The sequence below is a fragment of the Nitrospirillum viridazoti CBAmc genome (assembly GCF_000730165.1).
Taxonomy (GTDB): Bacteria; Pseudomonadota; Alphaproteobacteria; order Azospirillales; family Azospirillaceae; genus Nitrospirillum; species Nitrospirillum viridazoti.
Map to the genome: position 1 here is coordinate 1,465,006 of NZ_CP022111.1, position 23,085 is coordinate 1,488,090.

The 23,085-nt window shown below is 68.4% G+C and carries 20 protein-coding genes; 12 read left to right on the top strand and 8 right to left on the bottom strand.

Annotation, left to right across the window (positions count from 1 at the left end; genetic code table 11):
- Positions 1–121 precede the first annotated feature (121 nt).
- From Y958_RS32035 to Y958_RS19705, 4 genes are all read right to left on the bottom strand, one after another.
- Positions 122–838, bottom strand: a complete 717-nt coding sequence (locus tag Y958_RS32035; protein WP_186291356.1) for a hypothetical protein — start codon at positions 836–838, stop codon at positions 122–124.
- A 365-nt stretch (positions 839–1,203) separates the two neighbouring features.
- Positions 1,204–3,729, bottom strand: a complete 2,526-nt coding sequence (gene secD / locus Y958_RS19695; protein WP_088873617.1) for a protein translocase subunit SecD — start codon at positions 3,727–3,729, stop codon at positions 1,204–1,206.
- A gap of 212 nt (positions 3,730–3,941) precedes the next feature.
- Positions 3,942–5,540 (bottom strand): RimK family protein, encoded by a 1,599-nt coding sequence (locus Y958_RS19700; protein ID WP_186291357.1) that lies wholly within the window; start codon positions 5,538–5,540, stop codon positions 3,942–3,944.
- Positions 5,541–5,602: 62 nt separating this feature from the next.
- Positions 5,603–5,824: a hypothetical protein gene (locus tag Y958_RS19705; RefSeq protein WP_088873619.1), complete on the bottom strand. Its 222-nt coding sequence runs from the start codon at positions 5,822–5,824 to the stop codon at positions 5,603–5,605.
- A gap of 160 nt (positions 5,825–5,984) precedes the next feature.
- Here Y958_RS19705 and Y958_RS19710 point away from each other — a divergent pair, with 160 nt between their 5' ends.
- Positions 5,985–6,458, top strand: coding sequence for a GNAT family N-acetyltransferase (locus tag Y958_RS19710; protein ID WP_088873620.1), 474 nt, complete (start codon positions 5,985–5,987; stop codon positions 6,456–6,458).
- Here the strand turns inward: Y958_RS19710 and Y958_RS32040 are convergent.
- The 3 genes from Y958_RS32040 to Y958_RS19725 form a co-directional block, all read right to left on the bottom strand.
- Entirely contained in the window at positions 6,455–7,339 is an 885-nt protein-coding gene (locus Y958_RS32040; protein ID WP_186291358.1) for an alpha/beta hydrolase, read from the bottom strand. The two genes, Y958_RS19710 and Y958_RS32040, sit on opposite strands and share 4 nt — an antisense overlap.
- A 27-nt stretch (positions 7,340–7,366) precedes the next feature.
- Positions 7,367–9,202 carry an ABC transporter ATP-binding protein gene (locus tag Y958_RS19720; RefSeq protein ID WP_244909473.1) on the bottom strand — a complete coding sequence of 612 codons (1,836 nt, stop codon included), beginning with the start codon at positions 9,200–9,202 and terminating at the stop codon, positions 7,367–7,369.
- Between the two features lie 104 nt (positions 9,203–9,306).
- Positions 9,307–10,023 (bottom strand): fumarylacetoacetate hydrolase family protein, encoded by a 717-nt coding sequence (locus Y958_RS19725; RefSeq protein ID WP_088874108.1) that lies wholly within the window; start codon positions 10,021–10,023, stop codon positions 9,307–9,309.
- 193 nt (positions 10,024–10,216) lie between these two features.
- Between Y958_RS19725 and Y958_RS19730 the strand changes: the two genes are divergently transcribed.
- The 3 genes from Y958_RS19730 (at position 10,217) to Y958_RS19740 (ending at position 12,513) form a co-directional block, all read left to right on the top strand.
- Entirely contained in the window at positions 10,217–11,233 is a 1,017-nt protein-coding gene (locus Y958_RS19730) for a patatin-like phospholipase family protein (RefSeq protein WP_088873622.1), read from the top strand.
- 296 nt (positions 11,234–11,529) lie between these two features.
- Complete coding sequence (locus Y958_RS19735) at positions 11,530–11,739, top strand: cold-shock protein (RefSeq protein ID WP_040849967.1); 210 nt, start codon at positions 11,530–11,532, stop codon at positions 11,737–11,739.
- A 195-nt stretch (positions 11,740–11,934) separates the two neighbouring features.
- On the top strand, positions 11,935–12,513 hold the full coding sequence (locus Y958_RS19740) for a MarR family winged helix-turn-helix transcriptional regulator (protein ID WP_157999595.1): 579 nt from the start codon (positions 11,935–11,937) through the stop codon (positions 12,511–12,513).
- A gap of 60 nt (positions 12,514–12,573) precedes the next feature.
- Here Y958_RS19740 and Y958_RS32850 read toward each other — a convergent pair whose 3' ends face one another.
- Positions 12,574–14,247 carry a tetratricopeptide repeat protein gene (locus Y958_RS32850; RefSeq protein ID WP_088873623.1) on the bottom strand — a complete coding sequence of 558 codons (1,674 nt, stop codon included), beginning with the start codon at positions 14,245–14,247 and terminating at the stop codon, positions 12,574–12,576.
- A gap of 450 nt (positions 14,248–14,697) precedes the next feature.
- Between Y958_RS32850 and Y958_RS19750 the strand changes: the two genes are divergently transcribed.
- The 8 genes from Y958_RS19750 (at position 14,698) to fliD (ending at position 23,025) form a co-directional block, all read left to right on the top strand.
- Complete coding sequence (locus tag Y958_RS19750) at positions 14,698–15,363, top strand: flagellar hook assembly protein FlgD (protein WP_040845118.1); 666 nt, start codon at positions 14,698–14,700, stop codon at positions 15,361–15,363.
- Between the two features lie 61 nt (positions 15,364–15,424).
- The gene (flgE, locus tag Y958_RS19755; protein ID WP_088873624.1) at positions 15,425–16,696 is read left to right on the top strand and encodes a flagellar hook protein FlgE; all 1,272 of its coding nucleotides are present in this window, start codon (positions 15,425–15,427) and stop codon (positions 16,694–16,696) included.
- Between the two features lie 12 nt (positions 16,697–16,708).
- On the top strand, positions 16,709–17,071 hold the full coding sequence (locus tag Y958_RS19760; protein WP_088873625.1) for a hypothetical protein: 363 nt from the start codon (positions 16,709–16,711) through the stop codon (positions 17,069–17,071).
- Positions 17,068–17,595, top strand: a complete 528-nt coding sequence (locus Y958_RS19765; RefSeq protein ID WP_088873626.1) for a hypothetical protein — start codon at positions 17,068–17,070, stop codon at positions 17,593–17,595. The genes Y958_RS19760 and Y958_RS19765 overlap by 4 nt, the downstream gene beginning before the upstream one ends.
- Positions 17,596–17,609: 14 nt before the next feature.
- Positions 17,610–19,346 carry a flagellar hook-associated protein FlgK gene (gene flgK, locus Y958_RS19770; protein ID WP_088873627.1) on the top strand — a complete coding sequence of 579 codons (1,737 nt, stop codon included), beginning with the start codon at positions 17,610–17,612 and terminating at the stop codon, positions 19,344–19,346.
- An 11-nt stretch (positions 19,347–19,357) separates the two neighbouring features.
- Positions 19,358–20,272, top strand: a complete 915-nt coding sequence (locus Y958_RS19775; protein WP_088873628.1) for a flagellin — start codon at positions 19,358–19,360, stop codon at positions 20,270–20,272.
- Positions 20,273–20,413: 141 nt separating this feature from the next.
- Entirely contained in the window at positions 20,414–21,241 is an 828-nt protein-coding gene (locus Y958_RS19780; RefSeq protein ID WP_004273368.1) for a flagellin, read from the top strand.
- A gap of 74 nt (positions 21,242–21,315) precedes the next feature.
- A complete protein-coding gene (fliD, locus tag Y958_RS19785) occupies positions 21,316–23,025 on the top strand; it encodes a flagellar filament capping protein FliD (RefSeq protein ID WP_088873629.1) in 1,710 nt (569 codons plus the stop codon).
- Positions 23,026–23,085: the final 60 nt, after the last annotated feature.

Here is a 23,085-nt window from a genome sequence, read left to right on the forward strand (position 1 = left end):
CCGGCCAGGACATATCTTGAGAAAGGGACCCGCCGGCGCGCATGGTTTCATGCGCCGCCGCGCGACATCGTCAAACTGGAACGCCCACCCCTTTGGGCGGCGGCGCTGCCCCATGCCCGCCTCAGGCGGCCATCAGGGAACCCTGCAACTGGGCCATGAAGGCGGTGGACGAACCGGCAACCGGCGTCGTGCTGTTCAGCAGGCTCATGAAATCGCTGCTGGCCGTAGTGCCGGTGGACGTGCCGTTGCCGCTGCCATCGGCGCTGGTGCCGGTGGTGTCGGTGCTGGCCGTGGTGGTGCTGGTGGCCGTGGTGCTGGACGTCGCCGGATCGCCGAACAGGCTGTCATCCGCCTTCATCCCGCCACCGCCGTGGTGGCCATGGTGGCCGCCGTGATGGGCCTTGGGCGCGCCCTGGGATGCGCCCTGGGACGCGTCGGTGCCATCCGTGGCCCCCGTACCCTCCGTCCCAGTACCATCCGCCGACGCCGTCGTGATCGGCAGGCCGGTGGCCGGGTCGATGGGCTGGCCCGTGACCGGATCGATGGTCGGGTCGGTGCTGCTGGCATCAGCGGTCGTGCTGCTGTCGGCCGCGGCCGTCGTCGTCCCCTGCGCGGGCGTGACGCCCTGAAGGGCCGACAGCAGGTCGCCGCTCAGCTGGAAGCTGAAAGGATTGCTGGTGCCGTTGGTGGTGGTGCCGTCACCGCCAAGCAGCGCGGCGGCGGAAGAGGTGGAGTCGGCGGATGATGTGTCATCGGTGCTTGAGGCCGATGACGCCTGCTGGGCCTTCCAGGCGCCGTAAGACGCCTGGGACGAGCCCACGGAGGATATGGAACTCATGGAAGGGTTCTCCCCGGTGGCCATGAACCCTGGGCGGAGCCGGCCTTGGGCTGCCCCCCGGCCAGCCGCGCCCACGGGTGGCGCAATGGCGCGCGCACCGGCGGCCTGTCGCAAGCCCGGGACCAGCCGGCAAACGCCTGATTAACCTCGATTTCTATTGAAACGGCCAGAATAGGCAAACAAACCTGCGATTAAATCGGCAGGAATGCACCGGCATTTTCTGCCGGCCACCAGGAATCTTATTCCCAATTAGTTGCAAAATAGTTCGGTGCGATTTTGCAACCATCTGTTTTTATTATATTTTTATTCTGGCATGCCGGTTGCCCAAGGGCGCCGCCCTGAGCGACCGGCATGCCAGTACAGCTTTACTCCGCCGGGGCGGGCGGGGCGGCGGAGCCGTCGGCCGGCACGGGCCGGCGCAGGCTCTTTTCGCCCAGGAACAGCAGGATAGGGGCGGCGATGAAGATGGACGACGACGTCGCCAGCACCACACCGAACAGCAGCACCCAGGCGAACTCGCGCAACTGCTCGCCCGCCAGCAAGGCCAGGGGCACGGTCACCAGGAAGATGGCCAGCGAGGTGCCGATGGTCCGGCTCAGCGTCTCATTGATGCTGCGGTCGATCAGCTCGCGCAGGGGCATCTTGCGGTAGAGGCGCAGGTTCTCACGCACACGGTCATAGACCACGACCTTGTCGTTGATCGAGTAACCCATGATGGTGAGGATGGCGGCGATGGAGGTCAGGTTGAACTGCATGCCGGTGATGGCGAAGAAGCCCACGGTCTTCGTCACGTCCAGCAGCATGGTGACCACGGCACCGATGCCGAACTGCCATTCGAAACGGAAGGTGATATAGCCCAGCATGGCGATGGCCGCCAGGCCCAGGGCCAGCATGCCGTCGTGGAACAGCTCGGCGCTGACCGAGGCACCCACGGCTTCCTGGCGGCGGATGACGGCGCCGGGGAAGTCCTTGTTCAGTTCCTCCTGCACCGCCTTCACGGCACCCTGCTGGGCGGCGTCGCCGCCGGCCTGCTGCTCCAGCCGCATCAGCACGTCGGAGGGGGAGCCGAACTGCTGCAGCTGGACGGGCCCCAGGTGCAGGGTTTCCATTTTGGAACGCAGCTTGCTGAAGTCGGCCGGACCGTCGGTGCGGATCTCGATGACGACACCGCCGGCGAAGTCCACGCCGTAGTTCAGGCCGGGCTTGAAGAACAGCACGACGGAGGCCACCGACAGGAACACCGACAGGCCGATGCCCATGTGCCGGCCGCGCATGAACTGGAAGTTCGTGTGGTCGGGCGCCGGACGCAGGCGGGTACCCACGGTCAGCGTCTTGGGCCGGAAGCGGCGGAACCAGCTGGCGGTGATGGCGCGCGCCACCACGGTGGCCGTGAACATCGAGGTCAGGATGCCCAGGCTGATGGTGACGGCGAAGCCCTTGATGGTCCCGGTGCCGACCGAGAACAGGATGGCCATCTTGATCAGCGTGGTCAGGTTGCTGTCGGTGATGGTGGCGTAGGCCTTGGAGAAGCCGGCCTCCAGCGCCGCCAAGGGCGTGGCGCCCTTCCTCAGTTCCTCGCGGATGCGCTCGTTGATCAGGATGTTGGCGTCGACGGCCATGCCCAGGGTCAGCAGGGCGCCGGCGATGCCGGGCAGGGTCAGCGTGGCCTGCAGGATGCCCAGCAGGGCCAGGGTCAGGAACAGGTTGCACAGCAGGGCGATGTTGGCGAACACGCCGAAGATGCCATAGCTGATCAGCATGTAGGCCACGACCAGGACGAAGCCCACGGCCACGGCAGTCAGGCCGGCATGGATGCTGTCGGCGCCCAGTTCCGGCCCGATGGTCCGTTCTTCCACCACGGTCAGCGGCACCGGCAGGGCGCCGGCGCGCAGCAGCACGGCCAGGTCGTTGGCCGTCTGGGCGGTGTAGCTGCCGCTGATCTGGCCACGGCCACCGGTGATGGGCTCCTGGATGACCGGGTCGCTGATGACCTTGTCGTCCAGCACGATGGCGAAGGGCTTGCCCACGTTGTTCGTGGTCGTCTCGGCGAAACGGCGGGCGCCGATGCTGTCGAAGCGGAAGGCCACGACCCAGCGGCCGTTCTGGTCGGTGGTGGGGCTGGCGTCGGTCAGGTTGGCGCCGTCGACCTCCACCTTCTTGCGCACCAGGATCTTGCGGTCGCCCCGGCCGTCCACGACGGGCAGGACCTGGGTGCCGGGGGGGGCGGCGCCGTCGGCGCGCGGCGCCTCGTCCGTCACCACCAGGCGGAAGGTCATCTTGGCGGTCTGGCCGATCAGGCGCTTGATACGGCCGGGATCTTCCACGCCGGGCAGCTGCACCAGGATGCGGTCGCCGCCCTGGCGGGCCACCACCGGCTCGTTCACGCCCGTCTCATCGATGCGGCGGCGGACGATCTCCTGGGACTGCGCCATCGCCTTGTCGATGCGGTCCTTGAAGCCGGCATCGGTCAGGGTCAGCACGATGGCCTGGCCGTCGGTGCGCAGGTCCACCTCGGGCACGCCGCCGCCGGTGGTGGCCGTGGCGATGGGGCCCAGGGCCTTGCGCGCCGCGTCCACGTCGCCGCCGTCGGCGACGGTGATGGTCACGGACCGGCCGGCGGGGGTGACGCTGCTGGTCTGGATTTTGGCGGTACGCAGGGCGGTGCGCGCCTCATCGACCAGGCTCTCCACCCGTTCCTTCGCCACCGCGTCGCTGTCCACCTGCAGCAGCAGGTAGGAGCCACCCTTCAGGTCCAGGCCCAGGTTGACGTGCCGGTCGGCCATCCAGCCGGGCAGGTAATCCTTGGATATCAGGCTGGGCAGGGAGAAGACCACGCCCAGGAAACAGACCAGGGCGATCAACGCGGACTTGAGCGGTGAAAAGCGCAGCATAGGGTACGACGTCCTTGGAACCTGGCACGGGGCCCCCCTCATGTGGGGACGTCCGCCGCAGGGAACAGGCGGCCCGGCGGAACACCCACCACGGGCCGGTTAAACCAAGCGCCTTGAATACCCGCACCCCCGCACGCTTCCAACCAAAAAAGCGAAATGGCCCCATCGGCAGATGGAGCCATTCCGTCCCTGGCATCCTCACATCCGGCGGGTCACGCCACCGCCGCCCGCACCGCTGCGGCGCGCGCCAGGGCCGCGCGTTCGGCGGCGGGCTGGCTGCCGGCCGGCAAATCAGCGGCGGACACGGCGGTGCTGCCGGGCATGGGCGCGCGGCCGGCGGCCGTCAGGAAATGGCCGATGACGCGGCGCCACAGCAGGGGGCCGGCGGCGCGATCCTCCGCCCCCACATCCAGGTTGGGATTGTCATTCACCTCGATCACCACGACCTCGCCCGAGGGCAGTTGCTTCAGATCCACGCCGTAAAGGCCGTTGCCCATCAGACGGGCGGCGGCCGTCGCCGCGGCCAGGACAGCGGGCGGGGTGTCGGCCACAGCCACGGCGCGGGTGGCACCCTCGTCATGGCTGCCGTCGGCGGCGTGACGCACGATCTGCCAATGCCGGGGGCACATGTAATATTGCGCCACGAACAGCACCTCACCCCCCAGCAGGCCCACCCGCCAGTCGAAGGCGGTGGGCAGGTAGTCCTGCGCCAGGATGATCTGTGACCGCGCCAGCAGGGCCGCCGCCACACGGTGGAAGGCGTCGATGTCCATCACGCGCTCCACCCCCCGGCTGAAGGCGCCGTCCGGCACCTTCAGCACGGCGGGGAAGGTCAGCGCGGCCCCGACCTCCGCCACGGTGGCGCGGGTCACCAGGCGGGTGCGCGGGGTGGCCACGCCGTGGCCGGCCAGCGTTTCCGCCAGGAAGACCTTGTTGGTGCAGCGCAGGATGCTGGTTGCGTCGTCCACCACCGGAATGCCCAGCGCCTCGGCCTTGCGGGCGAAGCGGAAGGTGTGGTGGGGCACGGCCGTCGTCTCGCGGATGAACAGGCCATCGAATTGCGCCAGGTGGCGGTAGTCGCGGCGGCCGATGACCTCCACCCGCACGCCCAGGTCCAACCCCACCCTGGACAGGTGGGCCAGCGTGCTGGCCTTGCTGGGCGGCAGGGGGTCAGCCGGGTCGTGCAGCACCGCCAGGGTGAAGGACGCCGCCGCCGGCCCCCGGGGCCGTTGCCAGCGCCGGCGGGCGTGGGCCTCCAGCGCGTTCAGGAAAAAGACGTCGTGCATCCGGGGCACAGCGTCGGTGCCCATGGCCGCCACGCTGGCAATGCGCCACGCCCCTTCCCCATACGCCAGGGTCAGGCACATCAGCGGGCAGTCCAGGCGCTGGAACAGGCGGGCGGCGACATCGGTCAGGCCGACATCGGGCGTGCGGCCGAAATAGATGTTGGCGGCGTGCCGGGCCACCCCCGCCGGCGGGGGCGGCAGATGGACCAGGCGGGGGTTCAGGTCGGCCAGGCTGTCGGCCAAGTCGGCCTGACCCGCCCCGGGGCCCGTCCCGGCCCCGACCAGGTCGGCCAGCGTGCGCAGGGCCGGCGTCACCCGGTCGCCGCGCGCCTCCGCCAGCAGGGAGGCATAATAGCCGGCGGAGAGATAGTCGGCGTGGCGGCACAAATTGATGACGCGGCGCGGGCGGGCCGGCCGGGCGGCGACATAGGCACCGGCGGTCATGACCCGGCCGTCAGGATCGGGCCAGCGGAAATCCTGCCGCCGCTCCACCACCACGACCAAGTCGGATACGGTCCGCGCCAAGGGGCGCACGGGAACCGAAGGGGAAGGGACGGCTGTGGCGCAGTCCGGCATGGCGGCCCCCCTCAAAAACGCGTACTGGGAAAGGGCGCGGCCGCCGCACGGCCCTTCGCGCCTGCTGGGCCCGCCCCACCGGCGCGCAGCAGCACGGTGGGGTGGTCGGGCTGGAAGGTGGCGAAGGTCACGGCCGCGCGGCGCTCGGTGAAAACGCCGCCGATGAGGCCGGCGCTGTCGTGGGCGGCCCACAGGCCGCCGGGGCCGCGTTCGATGACGATGATGCGTGCCATGGTGCTATCCTCCGGGACGAGATCCCACGGCACCCAAGTCCGCCGTGGTGCCCCAGTGTCCGGGCGGCACGCATTAAATCTCCATGCCAATGCCGGGGCCGGAAGATAAAGGGTTTTTGATTTGGCGCCCCGACGCGCGGCCCCGTACCTTCACGGCATCATGACAACGCCCCCCGCCACCGCCGCTCCCCCGCCCCGCCCCGCCACCCCGGCCGACCTGGAGGCGCTGCTGGCGCTGGAGAAGATCTGTTTCGAGTTCAACCGCATGGGCCGGCGCAGCTTCCGCCGCCTGCTGGAGCGGCCGTCCGCCCACATCCTAGTGATCGACGGCCCCGACGGTGGCCTGGCGGCCAGCGCCGTGCTGCTGTCCCGCCGGGGCACCCGGGGCGTGCGCGTCTATTCCCTGGCGACCCACCCCGACCGGCGCGGCCAGGGCCTGGCCAAGGCCATGATGCGGGCCGCCCTGGACCACGCCCGCGCCACCGGCCACCAATGGCTGTCGTTGGAGGTGCATCCGCAGAACGACGCCGCCCGCGCGCTGTACCACCGCCTGGGTTTCCACCAGACCTCGGTGGAGGAGGATTATTACGCCGACGGCTCCCACGCCTTCCGGCTGCGGCGGTATGTGGGTTAAGGCCTGAGCGCGGGCAGGCCCGGCGCCCGCCACGGCGCCTCCTGATCCAGGGTCGGCGCAGGGCCCTTGCGGCCGGCCAGGAAGTCCAGCAGGGCGTCGGCGCCGCCCTTGTCCCACAGGTCGGCGTGGCCGGCGCCCTTGATCCAGGCGGCCTGCTTGGGCTCCGGCGCCGCATTGAACACCGCCTGGCCCATGGCCGGCGGCACCACGCGGTCGGCCTGGCCATGCAGCACCAGCAGCGGGCAGGCGGGAGGGGCGATCTTCAAGCGGCCCACCACGGCCAGCGGGTTGCTGGCCATGCCCGCCAGCGCCGAAAGATGCCAACGGCCGACCAGCAGATCGGCGCCCGAGGTTGGCGGGGCCGCCAGCACCACGGCAGCCGGGCGCCGTTCCCAGGCCATCTGCAGGGCCAAGGCCGCCGCCGCCGACACGCCCAGGATGACCAGGCGGGAACCGGAGACGCCCTGCGCCGTCAGATGATCCAAGGCGGCGCGGGCATCGGCCAGCAATGCCGTTTCCCCCCAGTCCCCCATCGTCAGGGACAGAGGGCGGCGACAGGTCACCATGACGCCATAGCCGGCGGCCACCAAGGTCGATGCCAGTCCTGATAGGTCCGCCCGGCGCTGCCCCGGTCCCGCCAGGATCAGGACCACCGGTTTGGTGACACCCGCCGGCTGGGCCAGCCAGGCCGTTAGCGTGACACCATCCGCGGTGGGATAGGCAATCGCCCGGAGACCCGATCCATCGGGCGGAGCCCCTGGGTCGGGCAGGCGCGGATGAACAAAAAGGGCGGCACCTCCCTGGCGCGCCAGCATCAGCACCAAGCCGCCGAACACGGCGCCCAGCGTGCCGACGATGATCAGGAGAAACAGGGCAACCATGGTCGTGATCACCCCGCGCCCATTGGCTCAGCCCGCCGCCGACAGGGCGCCGGCCGCCGTCACCGGGGCCGCGCCCAGCTCCGCCACCGCCCCGGGGCCACCGCCGGCCTGCAGGGCGTGGAAACGAGCGTAGGCGCCGTCCAGGGCCAGCAGCTCGTCATGCGTGCCGGATTCCACCACCCGGCCGCCATCGATGACATAGATGCGGTCGGCGTCGATGATGGTGGACAGGCGGTGGGCGATGACCAGGGTGGTGCGGCCCTGCTGCAAGCGGCGCAGGGCATCCTGCACCAGGCGCTCGGACTCGCTGTCCAGCGCCGAGGTCGCCTCGTCCAGCAGCAGCACGGGGGCGTTCTTCAGCATGGCGCGGGCGATGGCGATGCGCTGGCGCTGGCCGCCGGACAGCTTCACGCCATTCTCGCCCACCCGGGTGTCATAGCCCTGGGGCAGGCCCAGGATGAAGTCGTGTGCCGCCGCCGCCTTGGCCGCCGCCTCGATCTCCTCCTGCGTGGCGCCGACGCGGCCATAGGCAATGTTGCCGCGCACGGTGTCGTCGAACAGCCCCGTCTCCTGGCTGACCAGGCCGATGGCGCTGCGCAGCGAGGCCAAAGTGACGTCGCGGATGTCCTGGCCGCCCAGGGTCACGGACCCGCCGGTGACGTCGTAGAAGCGGGGGATCAGGTTCAGGATGGTGGTCTTGCCCGAGCCGCTGGACCCCACCAAGGCCACGGTCTTGCCCGCCGGCACCTCCAGCGACACGCCGTCCAGGGCCACCGTGCCGTCCTGGTAGGCGAAGCGCACGTCATTGAACCTGATGGCGTGGGAGACGACCGCCAATTCGGCAGCACCCGGCCGGTCAACGATGCGCGGCGGCGTGTCCAGCAGTTCGAACACCCGCTCCGCCGAGGCCAGGCTGACCTGCAGCTGGGTCTGCAGCTTGGACAGGCGCTTCAGCGGCTCGAACGCCAGCAGGAAGGCGCCGGTGAAGCTGGTCAGCGTGCCGGCGGTGCTGTGCCCCGCCGCCGCCTCCAGCCCGCCATAGATGATGACGCCGACGAAGATGACGCCGCTCAGCACCTCATTGATGGGGATGAGGGAGGAGGAGACGCGGAAGGACTTGTTGGTCAGCTTGCGCAAATCGTCGGCGATGCCGGCCACGCGCCGCATCTCATACTCTTCCATGCCATAGGCCTTCACATGGCGGGCCCCCTGGAAGGTCTGGGTCAGGATGCTGGCGAAGGTGCCCAGGGCCGCCTGCGTGCGCCCCGCCACCCGGCGCAGGCGCCCGGTCATGCGGCTGAGCATGAGGGTGGTGAAGGGCACAACGGTCAGCGAGATGGCGGCCAGCAGCCAATCCTGCTGGAACATCACGCCCACCAGGAAGATGAGCGTCAGCACGCTCTGGCCGTAGTTGGTCAGCACCTCCGCCGTGCCCTGGCGCACCTGGTTCACGTCGTTCACCAGGCTGGAGACCAGCTGGCCCGACGGCAGGGAGTGCAGGTAGGCCAGATCCGCCTTGATCAGGTGGTTGTAGAGCTGCTTCTGCAACGCCGCCACCAGCCGCTGGCCCACATTGTTCATCAGCACGGCCGAGAAATAGCCCGAGAAGCCGCGCACCACGAAGGTGGCGAAGACGATGACGGCGAAGGTGCGCAGATAGCCGGGGTTCTTGCCGCTCAGCACCTCATCGATCAGGGGCACCAGCTTCTGCGCCAGCACGGCGGAGCTGCCGGCGTTGATGGCGATGAGGACGCTGGCCAGCAGCACCATGCCGATATAGGGCCGCAGGTAGTTGCCGGCCAGGCGCCTCACGAGCGGCAGGGTGGCGGTGTGGCGCGGCTGGGACTTAGGCTTCTTGGACAAGGGACCGGCGAACCTCGGACTGCGGGCTCGGGGCGCCCGGCAGGGGAAAAGACGGGGCCATGCTTAGCACGAAGGCGGCCCCGCCAGCCAGAACCGGCCGGTGCTCACACCCGGTCGGTGATGCGCAGCGACAGGTCGGGCAGACCGTCGACGTGGGCGGTGATGACGTCGCCCGGCACCACCGGGCCCACATTCTCCGGCGTGCCGGTGAAGATCAGGTCGCCGGGCAGCAGGGCGAAGGCCTGGGACAGGTTGGCGATCTGCTCCGCCAGCTTCCACGTCATCTGATCCAGGGTGGAGGACTGCTTGACCTCGCCATTCACCGCCAGGGTGATGGCACCGGCGGCCAGGTGCCCCACCTGGGACACAGGGTGCAGCGGGCCGATGGGGGCGCTGTGGTCAAAGGCCTTGCCGATTTCCCACGGCTTCTTGATGTCGCCCATGGCGCGCTGCAGGTCGCGCCGGGTCATGTCCAGGCCCACGGCATAGCCGAAGACGTGGGTAAGCGCCTGGTCGACCGGGATGTTTCGCCCGCCCACGCCGATGGCGGCCACCAGTTCCACCTCATAATGATAGTTGCTGGTCAACGTGGGATAGGGATGGTCGGCGATCGTGCCCGGCATCACGACCTGAACGGCGTCGGCCGGCTTCTGGAAGAAGAACGGCGGCTCCCGCGTGGGGTCGGAACCCATTTCGCGGGCGTGCGCCGCGTAGTTGCGTCCGATGCAATAGATACGATGCACGGGGAAGGCGGCATCGTCCCCGGCCACGGGCACAATGGGCTGCGGAACGGGGAACAGAAGCCGGGGCGCGCTGGTCATGGCCTGGTTATCCGGGCGGTGGCGAGGGGCCGCCACCATAGCAGAGCGGCGCACGCGCGCCAGCCCGGCCCCATTTCGCCCCAAGCCGGCCCATCCCGTGCCACTTTCACCGTTTAACAGAAGCCGGTACGCTGTTCCCGCCAGGCCCATCCCCTAGATCAGTGTCGTCCCCGCCTGCAGAAAGTAGATCGCCATGCCCGACCGCCATCCTGAGCGCCACCACCCCCGCCCCACCTTAGGCCTGGCGCTGGGCGGTGGCGTCGCCCGGGGGTGGGCGCATATCGGCGTGCTGCAGGCCCTGGCCCAACACGGCATTCACCCCGACGTGGTGGCGGGCTGTTCCATCGGCGCGCTGGTGGGCGGCGTCTATCTCGGCAACCATCTGGAAACGCTGGAGCACTGGGCGCGCAACCTGACCAAGATGCGCATCCTGGGCCTGCTGGACCTGCGCCTGCGCAGCGGCGGCGGGCTGATCGGCGGCGAGAAGCTGCTGGCCGAACTGAACCAGCACCTGGGAGATGCCACCTTCGACGACCTCTCCCGCCCCTTCATCACCGTCGCCACGGACCTCGCGACGGGCAAGGAGGTGTGGCTGCGCCGCGGCTCGGTGGTGGAGGCGATGCGCGCCTCCTACGCCATGCCGGGCATCTTCCCGCCGTCCCATGTCGACGGCCGCTGGCTGGTGGACGGCGCCCTGGTCGACCCCGTGCCCGTGGCCGCCTGCCGCGCCATGGGCGCCGCCATGGTGGTGGCGGTCGACCTGAACGCCGACATCATCGGCCGCACCCGGGGCCGCCACGATGGCGAAGCGGGCGCCGCCGCCCCGCCCGATGCCGCCCCGGCGACCGAGGACATGGAGGCACCGGCCGACCTGGGGGGCGAGGTGCCGCAGAAGCATAACTTCGAGTTCCTGTCCGCCTTCCTGCAATCCCGCCGCACCCGGCCGCAGCCGCCCAAATACGAGGGGCCCAGCATGTTCGGCGTCATGGCGACCTCGCTGGGCATCGCGCTGGACCGCATCACCCGGTCCCGCCTGGCGGGCGAGCCGCCGGACATCCACCTGAAGCCCCGCCTGGGTCACATCGGCCTCCTGGAATTCGACCGGGCGGAGGAGGCCATCGCCGAGGGCAAGGCCGTGGTGGAACGGGCCCTGCCCGAACTGCGCGAGGCCCTGCGCGTCTTCGGCATCCCGATGCGAATGGCATCTTAATATCCGCCGACCGCCCGCCGGGTGAATGGCGGCCTACCCCCCTCCTCCGAAAGGCCAAAGGTCATATATGGCCACTGGTTCCCCTCATCCATCAGTACAGCTCGCCAATCACTTTAAGTATTGTTCAGATTTTCTTGCTTGTCCTCGGGCGAGTTGGATTCCATGACTATGGCATCGAATTTGTCGCGGAGCCCTGCCCGGTCCACCGGTTCGCTCCCGTCATGATTTGATGCCCGCCGTCGCATACCCGCGGCCGGGCGACATTGGACCGGGAACTACCCGTCTAAGGAGACACCATGTCTATCGGCACCGTTAAGTGGTTCAACAGCACCAAGGGTTACGGCTTCATCCAGCCGGAGGATGGCACCGCCGACGTGTTCGTGCACATCAGCGCCGTCGAACAGGCGGGCCTGCGCTCGCTGAACGAAGGCCAGAAGGTCAGCTTCGACCTGCAGCACGACCCCCGCAAGGGCAAGTCGGCCGCCGGTAACTTGCGCACGCTCTGATCCCCGCGGGGACCTTCGGGCCCCCCGTGTCACGGTTGAGTTTGAGAACGGGCGGCCGCCCCCGGACGGCCGCCCGTTTTGTTTTGAACCCCTCCCTTCGGATAAGGCGGTGCGTGATTGATCCTGGTCAATGCCGGGGTGGGTCGGACGGATCATGGTGGGGGCGTGAAAACAGTTATGTGGGGGTTCCATTCCATGCCCGACGCCCTTGCCCATTTCCGCGCCGAAGACGCCATCGCACTGTGCGTCATCGACGTGGCCAACGCCCTGGTCCGCCACAGCGAGCCCCTGCTGGAAGAGGCCGGACTGACGGCACCGCAGTGGACCGTGCTGATGAACGTGGCGGGTGACCGCAACTTCAACGACGGCCCCACCCAGCCGGCCAACGACCCGCATGCCGACGCCTACGCCGGCGCCGACCTGGGCCGTGCGGGCTGCATCTTCTCGTCCGAGATCGCCGCTGCCCGCGGCCTGTCCCGTCCGCACATCAGCGCCACGGTGACGGAGCTGCTGCGCAAGGGCCTGATCCGGCAGGAGGATGACCCCAGCGACCGCCGCCGGAAGCTCTTGTCCGCCACGCCGGAAGGCTTGGCCGTGCTGCGCCGGCTGCAGCCGCTGCGCCAGTCGGTGAACGACCTGCTGCTGGCCGACCTGGACAGCCACCAGCGCCGCACCCTGCTGGAGGCCCTGCGCATCATCCGCGACCGGTCCCGCCGGGCGGAGCATGTGCGCCCCTACGCCGACCGACCGCACGCCCTGCGCCACGCGTCCTGAGCACGCGCCGCCAAAACACGCCCCAGCCGATGGCCGGGGCGTGTTTTGTGCTGCCGTCAGTTACGGCCTGAGACCAAGCCTCATGCCGTTGGCAATCTGGTTTGCCATGTCACGGATGGTGTCCCGGCGGTCGCGCGCGCCGGTGCGGAAAACACGCATGCTGGGAAACCAGGGCCGCGTGCCCGTGCCCAGGCAGGTGACGTCCAGTTCACCCGCCAGGCGCCACACCGGCACGCCCAGGGCGCCGGCCAGCTCACCCGTGGCGGTGGGCGCGGTAACCACCAGGTCGAGGCATGAGAGCAGGGCGGCCAGCCCGTCCAGGTCATCGCGCTGGTCCAAGTCCGGAAAATGGCGTGGCGCCGAGGCACCCAGGGCCGCCCGCTCCCCTTCCGTGTCGCCATACATCAGCGTGATGGCAGTAACCCCCGGCAGGGCCAGCAGGGGCGTCCAGTCCGCCAGATCCGACTGCCGCCCGGCGCGGCTTTCGACCGCCAGGCCGCTGCGCCAGCACAGGCCCACCTTCAGGCTGCGCGGCCCATCCCCATCCAGGTCCGCCAGGCGCCGCCGCCAGCGGGCCACCAGATCATCCCGCGCCCGCAGGTAGCCCGCCGGCCCCCTGAAATCCGATCCCATGAAATCCGGCCCCATGAAATCGGCCAGGTGGCCGCGCAGCAGGCCGGGCAAGGAGCCTGCCGCCGCCTGGGCCACGGCCCGGCCTTCCTCCGGATCCGGCGGGGCCCCTTCGCCCCGCGCCTCCGCCACCACCTGGGCGTCGGGAAAGGCCCGGCCGAACAGGCCCACCAGGCGGGGATCGCAGCGCACCACCGCCGACCCGGCGGCCGTGATCGCAGCGGCGTAGCAGGTCGCGAACATCAGCTCATCCCCCAGGCCCTGTTCCCGCCAGATCAGCACCGGGCCGTCCAGGCGCTGGCCCCGCCAGGCCGGCAGGTCGGGAACGGCACGGAAGCGCTGCGGCTCGGCGGCCAGGCGGGCACCGTAGCCTGCCCAGCCGCCGGCCAGTTCCCCCCGCGCCAGGTCCAGGTTGGCCCGGCCGAACACCAGGCGGGCATCGGTGGGATGGATCCGCAGGCTGGCGGCCCAGGCCTCGGCGGCACCCTTGAGGTCGCCCAGCGCCTGCAAGGCGGCGGCCTGGGTGTACAGCGCCTCCGCCTGCGCCGGCTCGGCCGCCAGGGCCCGGCGGCTGGCGGCCAGCGCCAGGCCGGGACGGCCCTGGGCCATGAGAATGGATGCCAGGTTGACATGGCCGTTGACCAGGCCGGGGTCCAGGGCCAGCGCGGCGCTGGCCGCATCCTCCGCCTCCGCCAGGCGGTCCAGCGCGCGCAGCACCGCCGCCAGGTTGCTGTGGCACACCGCGTCCCGGGGCGACAGGCGCAGGGCCATGCGTAGCACAGGCTCCGCCTGGGGCACGCGGCCCAGGCGGCGCAGCGCCACGCCCCACAGGGTGAACAGGCCCAGGTCCGCCGCCTCGTCCGGACGCGCGGTGGCGGCGGCCAGGGCCAGCACGGGCTCCGCCTCCGCCGGCCGGTCCAGCGCCAGCAGCACGCGGCCGGCCAGCGCCAGCCAGCCGGGTGTACGCGCGCCTGCCGCCAACGCCGGACGGCACAGCACCCAGGCCGCGTCCGCCCGCCCCGCCGCCAGCAGGGACGCCGCCGCGGCCAGGGACGGGTCGGCCCCGGTCAGCAGATCGGTGTCGCGCGGTCGCGTCAGGTTCATGGGTACGCGCCCCTCATCATCGATGACCCCACTCCTCACGCGCGGCGGCGGGCAAGCAGTCGCACGCGAGGGGCCCGTCCTCGGGTGGGTAAAATCTGCCGGGCGGCCCAAAAACGGGGCCATTCAAAAATCCCAGGATTTCCGCCATTTTTGCGAACGTTACCCATGAAGACTGCCGATCAACTAGGAAAAAATTGCCGATCGGCAATACATGACCAGTAAAATTCTGCCTACTCAAATACTCAAAGTCTTCGTATTCGAGATTAACCAAACGGGATGGAAGCATATAAGCCGAGCAACGACTTCATGACCCGGAACTTTTTTTTGGAACCGTCAAAAAAAGTGCGCCCGCTTCTGTGAAGGCCGGCGTTGAACCGATCGAAAGCCAATTCCGGCCCGAGGTCCCATTCCAGGATCCGGGGAAGCGGCGGAGGACGGAGAGGTCGGATCATGACGACGGTCAGCAGCACCAGTTCCAGCAGCAGCACCAGCACGACGGGCACCACGTCGTCCTCCTCGTCCACCAGCTCGCTGGGCGACTTCACCACCATGCTGACCCTGCTGCTGAAGGAATTGCAGACGCAGGACCCGACCAGCCCCATGGACACCAGCACCTTCACGACCCAGCTGGTGCAGATGTCCAGCCTGGAGGCGCAGCAGGCGTCCAACACCCTGCTGGAAGGCATCAGCAGCTCGCTCAGCAGCTTCACCGGCAGCTATCCGGCCTATAGCTACCTGGGCCAGACGGTGTCGACCGACAGCGACCAGGCGCCGATGCAGGACGGCTCCGCCATCTGGAGCTACACCCTGCCGTCCGACGCCGACAGCGTCAGCTACACGGTCAGCGACAGCAGCGGCAACGTCGTCTACTCCGGCACAGGCAGCACCAGCGCCGGCACCAACTACATCACCTGGAAGGGCACCGAGACGGATGGCGGCACCGCCACCTCGGGCACCTATACCCTGTCCATCACCGCCACCACCGACAACGCCGCCAGCAGCGTCAGCGCCTACGGCGTCGGCAAGGTCACGGGCGTCGACACCTCCACCGGCACGGCCAAGCTGACGCTGGGAAGTTACGAGATCGCCATGGACGACGTGACGTCAATCCTTTGATCCATAACGACTTTCCCAGCTGCCGGCCGCACCGCCGCCTCGCCCGCAAGGAAACACGGCAATGAGCATCTTCAGCGCCCTGAACACCGCCACCTCGGCCCTGTACGCCCAGTCCAAGGCGTTCACCTCCATCTCCAGCAACATCTCCAACTCGTCCAGCACGGGCTACAAGGCGACCGACACCTCGTTCACCGCCCTGCTGACCGACAGCCAGACCAGCTCCGCCGACTATGGCGGGGTCATCGCAGGCACGACGCAGACGGTCAGCAGCCAGGGCGACATCACCTCCACCGACGTCACCACCAACCTGGCGCTGGATGGCGACGGCATGTTCGTGGTGAACGACGGCAGCAGCACCCAGGCCTACTACACCCGCGACGGCAGCTTCAGCGAGAACAACAGCGGCTACCTGGTGAACACCGAGGGCTTTTACCTGGAAGGCTGGGCCACGGACGACAGCGGCAACATCCTGGCCACCAACCGCAGCGACACGGCCAGCCTGGAAAAGATCAACCTGGACGACATCTCCGGCTCGCCCAAGGCGACGACCAAGGTGACCAGCAGCCTGAACCTGCCCTCCGACGCCACGGTGGGCAGCAGCTACACCACCGATACCGAGGTGTACGACAGCCTGGGCAACAGCAGCACGGTCACCATGACCTGGACCAAGACCGGCACCAACACCTGGGAGCTGGACGCCTCCAACCCCGTGTCGGCCACCGACGGGTCCACGGTCACCGGCACCACCAGCGGCACGCCCGTCAGCCTGGTGTTCAACAGCGACGGCTCGCTGGCCTCGCCCACCACCGACATCCAGTTGGGCATCACGGGGTGGAGCAGCGGCGCCACCGACAGCACCATCACCCTGGACTATGGCGAGAACGGCGGCAGCGGGTCCATCACCCAGTATGCCAGCGGGTCGACCACCCCCAGCGTCACCACCACCGGCACGCCCAAGCAGGACGGCTACGCCAAGGGCACGCTAAGCAGCGTGGACATCAACACCGACGGCAGCGTCGTCGCCAACTTCGACAACGGCCAGTCCAAGACGGTCTACAAGATCCCGGTGGCCACCTTCGCCAACGCCGACGGCCTCACGGCCGTGTCCGGCCAGACCTACGCCCAATCCACAGCGTCGGGCACCTACTCCCTGAAGGAAGCGGGCAGCGACGGCGCCGGCACCATCGAGTCCAAGTCGCTGGAAAGCTCCAACGTCGACGTGTCGGATGAGCTGAGCCGCATGATCTACGCGCAGCAGGCCTACTCGGCCGCCGCCAAGGTGGTCTCCACCGCCCAGGACATGATGGACACCCTGCTCCAGGCCAAGCGGTAAGGGGAAGGCGCCATGAACCCGTACGTCCCCCTCGTCGCCCAGTCGATCCACCAGCCGGCGGCGGACGGCCCCGCCGCCGGCTCTTCCGCCTTCGACCCCACACGCCTGGACCGCCTGCTGCGCGAGGGCAAGCGGCTGAACGCGGCCGTGCGCTCCGCCCTCACGCCCGGTGTGCGGGTGGGCGGCCATATCCGCCGCGCCGCCCAGCTGGCCCTGATCGACGACCTGATCCGCTACCAGGAACGGCTGGAGCGGGCCCTGGCCGAGCTGCGACCCCTGATCGAGGTGCAGCAGCAGCGGGCTCGGGCCCTGACGCTCTATTCGCGCGCGCTCAACAACGCCTACCTGCCCTCCTACCGCCGGGGTACGCGATGACCAGCTTCCTTTCCCGCCTGTTCGCCACGCCGGCGCCCGAGCCCGTCATCACCGTCGCGGAACCGGTGCCGCAGATGGCCCCCGCCCTGCCCGCCCCGCCGCCCGGCGGCACGCAATTCCCCGTGGCGCTGGTGGAGGCCTTCTCCGCTTTCCAGGCCGCCGCCAGCCAGCCGGAGGCCAGCCTGGAGCGGCGGCGCGCCATGTACACCGCGCTGAAGCACCTGCGCGAGGCGGAGGCCGTGGCCCGCGTGACCCTGTCCCAGGTGGCGGCCCAGAAGGGCGGCCAGGGCCGCGCCGCCACCGGCCGCCACTGGGCGCCGCAGCTGCAGGGCCTGATGGCGGAAATGGCGGCGCTGCAGGCCGGCATGGCGGCGGAGCTGAAGGGCCGCCGCTCGCGCCTGCAGGGCCTGCTGCACGTGACGCGCGAACGGACGCAGGACGTGCGCGGCTATTACCCGGGGCGCGGCCGACAGGTGCGCGTGGACGCCTACCAGGCGCGCCACTGCGTGCAGTTCACCGCCTGAAAGGACGCCATCCCATGTCGCTCCGCACCGCTGGATCCATCGCCCAATCCGCCCTGACCGCGACGCAGACGGCCATCACCGTCACCAGTGCCAACACCGCCAATGTCAGCACCGACGGCTATACCAAGAAGACGGCCAACCAGACCGCCGTCACCGTCAACGGCCAGGCGTCCGGCGTCAGCGTCAGCAGCGTCACGCGGGATGTGGACCAGTACCTGCTGCGCCAGGTGGTGTCCTCCACCTCGGCCAACAGCCAGGCCAGCACGCTCAGCAGCTATATGGCCAGTGTGGACAGCGCCTACGGCACCGTGTCGGGCAGCACCTCCATCGCCGACGTTATCGACAGCGTGACCAGCGATCTGTCCACGCTGGCGTCCGGCAACGGCACCGACACGGACAAGGCGTCCACCGTGACCGCGCTGGAAACCATGGCCAGCACCATTTCCGAGGCGTCCAGCACGGTACAGGGCCTGCGCGCCGAGGCGGACGGCGACATCGCCAGCGACGTGGATTCGGCCAACACCGCCATCACCACCATCGCCAGCCTGAACAAGCAGATCGTCGCCGCCAAGGCCGCCGGCCAGTCCACCGCCGATTTGGAGGATGAGCGCGACACCCAGCTGAAGACCTTGTCCAGCTACCTCGGCGTCAGCTATTCGGTGGATGACACCGGCGCCATGCAGGTGTCGACATCCTCCGGCCAGGTGCTGGTGGGCAGCACCGCCCACGCCTTGAGCTACACCGCGGCCGCCAGCGTCGACGCCGGCACGACCTATCCCACGGGCTTCAGCGCGCTGAGCGTGGACGGCACCGACATCACCGGCAGCGTCAAGTCCGGCGCCATCGGCGCCCTGATCACCCTGCGCGACGACACGCTGGTGGACCAGCAAACCCGCCTGGACAACCTGGCCAGCACCCTCATCAGCACGGTCAACACCGTGTCCAACCAGGGCACCAGCTATCCGGCCGCGACCTCGCTGACCGGCACGGCGACGGTGAGCGCCAGCGACAGCCTGTCAGGCACCGGCACGCTGCGCCTGGTGGCGGTGGACAGCGGCGACGACGCGGCCGCCGTGCTGGACGTCGACCTCAGCGGCGTGTCCACGGTGCAGGACCTGCTGGACACCATCAACGCCAGCGGCAACTTCACCGCCAGCATCACCAGCGACGGCCACCTGACCATCGCCGCCGCCGACAGCAGCGACGGCATCGCCGTGAACGAGATGGACAGCAGCGTCGGCACCGGCAAGGAGGGCGCCTCGCTTTATTTCGGGCTGAACGACGTGCTGACCGGCACCGGCGCCAGCGACATCGCCGTGAACAGCAGCCTGGCCGCCGACAGCTCGCTGCTGCCCACCGGCACCCTGTCGGACAGCAGCAGCCTGGCGGTGGGCGACAGCGCCATCACCTCGGGCGACGTCAGTACCGTCACGGCGCTGGAGGATGCCTTCACCGGCACGCAGAGCTTCAGCAGCGCCGGTGGGCTGGCCAAGGCCACCACCACCTTGTCGGGTTACGCCTCCACCATCATCAGCAGTGCGGCCACCGCCGCGTCCACGGCCAGCACCAAGGCCGACACCGCCAGTTCCACCCTGGACGACGCCACCACGGCGCTGAGTTCCCAGTCTGGGGTCAGCCTGGATGAGGAGACGGCCATGGTCTCGACCCTGGAGCAGGCCTACCAGGCGGCCGCCAAGATCATGTCGACGCTGCAGGAAATGTTCACCGCCACCATCGAGATGGTCAACTGAGGGGCCCACCGATGAACCGGATATCGACCGCCGGCGCGCACAACGCCCTGGTCCAGTACATGCTGAAGAACGAATCCGCGCTGAACAGCGCGGAGGTGCAGGAATCGACCAGCGCCAAGTCCACCACCTATGCCGGCCTGTCCACCGCCGGGGGCAACGTCAAGCTGCTGGTCAACCTGGAAAGCGAGGTCAGCTATTCCAGCACCCTGATCACCAACGCCGACAACGCCGTCACCAAGATCGACGCCATCGCGTCCGACATCACCAGCATCTCCAGCATCGCCACCAGCCTGAAGACCGCGATCAGCGAGGCCATGTCCACCGACCAGACCAGCCGCTCGACCTATCAGGAGGAGGCGTCGGGCTGGCTGACCGACGTGGCGTCCATCCTGAACGACACCTATGGCGGCCAATACCTGTTCGGCGGCAGCGACACCAACCACGCCCCGGTGTCGGTGGACAGTTCCACCTACCCCGCCCAGACATCGTCCAGCGGCGCCGACACCAGCTATTACAGCGGCAACGACACCCTGGCGACCGTGCGCCTGTCGTCCACGCAAAGCGTCAGCTATGGCGTCACCGCCGGCGACCCGTCCATCGAGAAGCTGATGCGGGCCATGAGCATGATCAGCAACACCAACCCGCTGGACGACACCACGCTCACCACCGCCCTGGACCTGGTGAACGATGCGTCCGACGGCTTGAGCGACATCAGCCAAACATTGTCCGACACATCGTCCAGAATACAGAAGGCATCCAGCCATCTATCCGATATAAATTCCTTCGCCACCACACAAAGTAGCGACTTGAAAAGTGTCGATCTGGCGGAAGTGTCAACAACGGTGACGACACTACAGACGTCATTAGAGGCGACGATGCAGGCTATTGCCGCCTCACAGAAAATGAGTCTCGCGAACTACCTGTGACGACTCAAAACTTTTCGCAAAATAGCGAAAAAAAGTGCGCCCGCTTTCATCTGACCTGCCGTTGAACCGTGTGAGGGGGAGTACGGCCCGGCCGCAAAAGGCGACCGCCCCACGAACCTCTCGCCAACCACATGGAGGTCCATGATGCCTGTCGTCACCACCAACACAGCGGCGAATTCCGCCCTGCGCTACCTGAACACCAATTCCGAGGCGGAATCGTCCTCGGTTTCCAAGATCGCGTCCGGTTCCCGCATTACCAAGGCGTCGGACGACGCCGCCGGCCTGGCGGTCGGCACCAAGATCCAGTCCGACGTCACCATGCTGAACCAGGCATCGACCAATGCCTCGAACGGCGAGTCCATCCTGCAGGCGGCGGACGGCGGCATGGCCCGCATCTCCGACATCCTGCAGCGCATGGAATCGCTGGCCACCGAATCCGTCTCGGGCACCGTGACGGATACGGAGCGCGGCTACATCGACGCCGAATACCAGCAGCTGACGGACGAAGTGGACAGCATCTCCACGGGCACCCGCTTCAACAGCCAGAGCCTGCTGGACGGCACCGGCTCCTGGTCCTCGGGCGTCACCTTCCTGGTGGGCACGGCGACCACGGACACGATCACCATCACCCTGACCACGGTGGACAGCAGCGCCCTGGGCCTGACCGGCTCCAGCGTCTCGACCTCCGACGGCGCCACCTCGGCCATCACCACCATCAAGTCGGCGATCAGCGCGCTGTCGACCGCCCGCGCCAAGGTGGGCGCCCAGATCTCCCGCTTCGAATACCAGGGCGAGATGATCTCCACCTCGATCGAGAACCAGGAGGCGGCCCAGTCCGCCATCATGGACGTCGACGTGGCGTCGGAACAGACCAAGCTGTCCAACGAGGACACCCTGGTCCAGGCCGGCATCAACGCGCTGGCCAAGGCCAACCAGCTGCCGTCCGAACTGCTGAAGCTGCTGCAGTAAGGACTGAACGGGGGCGCCCCTCGCCGGGCGTCCCCCGTTTCCCAAGGGGTGATAGGAAGGCCAGGGGGCAAGTCATGACATCGGTGTCCACCATCGGCAGCAGCACGTCGAGTTCGTCGACGGCCAGCACGTCCTCATCCGCGTCGTCCGTCACCGGGCTGGACTATTCGGCCCTGGTGGCCGCGGCGGTGGCCGCCAAGGAAACCCGGGCCGACACCATCGATAGCGAGATCTCGGACAACGAGTCCAAGATCTCGGCCTATGAGAATTTCCAGACGCTGCTGAACACCCTGGCGACCGCGGCGGAGGCCCTGTCCAACCCGGTTGACAGTTCCAGCACCAACCTGTTTTCCGAACGCACGGCCTATCTGTCAGGCGGCAGTTCCACCACCTCCGCCGACGACATGCTGGGCGTGTCGGTGGACGACGGCACCGCCACCGGCACCCACACCATCGTCATCAAGCAACTGGCAACGGCGGAAAAACTGGGCAGCAGCACCCAGACCAGCCAGACGGGCGCGCTGAACCTGTCCGGCACCTTCACCCTGGGCCTGGCCGATGGATCCACCGCCACCATCAGCGTGGCCAGCACGGACAGCCTCAAGGACATCGCCGCCGCCATCAACAAGCAGACCAGCAGCACCGACGTCTCCGCCAGCATCATCCAGGTGTCCGATGGTGCCTATGAGCTGGTGCTGACGGCCAACGACACCGGCAAGGCCATCGAGTTCACCAACGACAGCAGCGGCATCATGACCTCGCTGGGCGTCACCAACAGCGACGGCAGCTACGCCGACGAGCTGACGGCGGCGCAGGGATCGGAGATCGAGGTCGACGGCATCGACATCCAGCGCACCAGCAACGTCATCAGCGACGTGCTCTCGGGCGTGACGCTGGACCTTTATTCCAGCGACTACGACAGCAGCACGGGCACCGGCTCCACCATCACCATGGAGCTGACGGCCAATCTCAGCGCCATCAAGAGCGGCATTTCCACCTTCGTCACGGCCTACAACGCCGTGCGCAACTTCATCTCAACCCAACAGGCCACGGCCACCGACGGCAGCCCGGCCAGTTCCGCCGTGCTGTTCGCCGACAGCCAGGTGCGGTCCATCTCCACCGCGTTGCAGAACGCCCTGAACCTGACCGACGGCACCTATTCCATCTCGTCCCTGGGGCTTTCCTTCAACAGCGACAACACCTTGGCCATCGACAGCACCACGCTGGACAGCGCGCTCAGCGACAACCTCGACGACCTCGAGACCCTGCTGGGCTTCAACTACTCCACCTCCTCGACCGAGCTGTCGATGCTGCGTTCCCCCGACAGCACCGACAGCCTGAACTTCAACCTGGACATCACCATGAACGACGACGGCAGCATCGCGTCGGCCGGCGTCGGGGGCGACACCTCCCTGTTCACCATCAGCGGCTCCCGCATCATCGGCAAGGATGGCACGGCATATGCAGGGATGACGCTGGTCTACCTGGGCTCCCAGAGCCAGACGATCAGCGTCAGCACCAGCAGCGGGCTGGCCGACCTGATCTACACCACTTCAGACAACGCGGGGGACACCGACAGCGGCACCCTACAGAACCAGATCGACACCCTGACGGACTACGACACGGATCTGACCAGCAAGGCCGACGACATCCGCAGCCAGGCGGAGGCCTACGGCACCCAGCTGGCCACCTACTACGCCCAGTTGGAAGCCCAGGCGCAGACGGCGGCCACACTGCTGAAGACCCTGAAGGCGTATTCCGACGCAAGCAACAGCAGCAGTTGACGCGCCGGCGGTCCCGCCGGCGCCGGCCGGAGGGAATCCCAGCACCCCACCCTTCCCCTC